The organism is Pseudomonas sp. Pse35 (assembly GCF_024519715.1).
Lineage (GTDB): Bacteria > Pseudomonadota > Gammaproteobacteria > Pseudomonadales > Pseudomonadaceae > Aquipseudomonas > Aquipseudomonas paracarnis.
Genome location: NZ_JALJRP010000073.1, coordinates 1 through 2,517, shown reverse-complemented (window position 1 = coordinate 2,517; position 2,517 = coordinate 1). Strand labels below are relative to the sequence as shown.

Below are 2,517 nucleotides of genomic sequence, written 5' to 3'. Positions count from 1 at the left end.
GTAACGGCGCAACCACCACGATCAACGACACCATCGACAAGGTGGATGTAGTTCTGACCGCCACCACTACCGTGGGTGAAGGCGGCAATATCGTCTATACCGCCAGCCTTGTGGATAAGAACGGCGCGCCGGTGACCAACATCACCAACCCGCTCACCGTTACCTTGGACAACGGCAAGACCATCACCATCGGCGTAAACCAATCGAGCGGTAGCGTTTCGGTTCTTGCTCCTGATGATGTGTACAAGGGCGACCAAACTGTCACCACCGCTATCAAAGGCGTGACCGGCGGCGAGCATTTCGAGAACCTGGTGCCGGGCACTACCGCGGTGAACACCACCGTTACGGACACTCCGGGTACCGACAACACCACTACTGTGACGCTGACAGCGCCTAACGCTGTTAACGAAGGCGGACAGATTACGTACACCGCCACGCTGTCCAACAAGGCGGGCACTGACGTAACGCTGAAACTCGACAACGGTTCTTCGATCACCATCAAGGCTGGCGACACTGTTGGCACTGTGACCGTGCCCGCTCCTAGCGATGACGTGTTCATCGACAAGAGCAGCCAGACCGTCAAGATTACTGACGCTTCCGGCGGCAACTTCGAAAAACTCGAAGTCGCAGGTAACGGCGCAACCACCACGATCAACGACACCATCGACAAGGTGGATGTAGTTCTAACTGCTACAACTACCGTCGGCGAAGGCGGCAATATCGTCTACACCGCCAGTCTTGTGGATAAAAACGGCGCACCGGTGACCAACATCACCAACCCGTTGACCGTTACCTTGGACAACGGCAAGACCATCACCATTGGTGTGAATCAGTCGAGTGGCTCTATTACAACCATCGCGCCGGATGATGTGTACAAAGGCGATCAAACTGTCACTACCGCCATCAAAGGCGTGACCGGCGGCGAGCACTTTGAAAATCTGGTTCCAGGTACTACCCCGGTTAACACCACCGTTACTGATACACCGGGCACCGATAACACCACGACTGTCACCTTGACTGCGCCAAGTGCTGTTAACGAAGGTGGCCAGATCACGTACACCGCCACGCTGTCCAACAAAGCGGGCACTGACGTCACCCTGAAGCTGGATAACGGTTCGTCGATCACGATCAAGGCTGGCGACACTGTTGGCACCGTAACCGTGCCTGCCCCTACCGATGACGTGTTTATCGATAAGAGCACGCAGACCGTCAAGATCACCGACGCCTCCGGCGGCAACTTCGAAAAACTGGAAGTTGCAGGCAGCGGCGCAACCACCACGATCAACGACACCATCGACAAGGTGGATGTAGTTCTGACCGCCACCACTACCGTGGGTGAAGGCGGCAACATCGTCTACACGGCCAGCCTTGTGGATAAAAATGGCGCACCGGTGACCAACATCACCAATCCGCTGACCGTGACCCTGGATAACGGCAAAACCATCACCATCGGCGTAAACCAATCGAGCGGTAGCGTTTCGGTTGTTGCTCCTGATGACGTGTACAAGGGCGACCAGACCGTCACCACTGCTATCAAAGGCGTGACCGGCGGCGAGCACTTCGAAAATCTGGTTCCAGGTACTACCCCGGTTAACACCACCGTTACTGATACACCGGGCACCGATAACACCACGACTGTCACCTTGACTGCGCCAAGTGCTGTTAACGAAGGTGGCCAGATCACGTACACCGCCACGCTGTCCAACAAAGCGGGCACTGACGTCACGCTGAAACTCGACAACGGTTCAAGCATCACCATCAAGGCTGGCGAAACTGTTGGTACCGTAACCGTGCCTGCGCCGACCGATGACGTGTTTATCGATAAGAGCACGCAGACCGTCAAAATCACTGACGCTTCCGGCGGCAACTTCGAAAAACTGGAAGTTGCAGGCAACGGCGCCACCACCACGATCAACGACACCATCGACAAAGTCGATGTGGTCCTGACCGCCACCACCACCGTTGGCGAAGGCGGCAACATCGTTTACACCGCCAGCCTTGTGGATAAGAACGGCGCGCCGGTGACCAACATCACCAACCCGTTGACCGTCACCCTCGATAACGGCAAAACCATCACCATCGGCGTAAACCAATCGAGCGGTAGCGTTTCGGTTATTGCTCCTGATGACGTGTATAAGGGCGATCAAACCGTCACCACTGCTATCAAAGGCGTCACTGGTGGCGAGCACTTTGAAAACCTGGTGCCGGGTACTACAGCGGTGAACACCACCGTTACGGACACACCGGGTACCGATAACACCACCACGGTGACGCTGACCGCTCCATCCGAAGCAAACGAAGGTGGTCAGATCACCTATACCGCGACCTTGAGCAACAAGGCCGGTACCGACGTCACCCTGAAGCTCGATAACGGTTCGTCGATCACGATCAAGGCTGGCGACACTGTTGGCACCGTAACCGTGCCCGCGCCGACCGATGACGTGTTCATCGATAAGAGCACTCAGACCGTCAAGATTACTGACGCTTCCGGCGGCAACTTCGAAAAACTCGAAGTCG

Annotated in this window: 1 protein-coding gene; it reads left to right on the top strand. The window is 56.2% G+C overall.

Translation table 11 applies throughout. From position 1 onward, the window contains the following. On the top strand, positions 1-2,517 hold a 2,517-nt coding region (locus OC445_RS26855), incomplete at both ends, for an immunoglobulin-like domain-containing protein (RefSeq protein WP_315986355.1).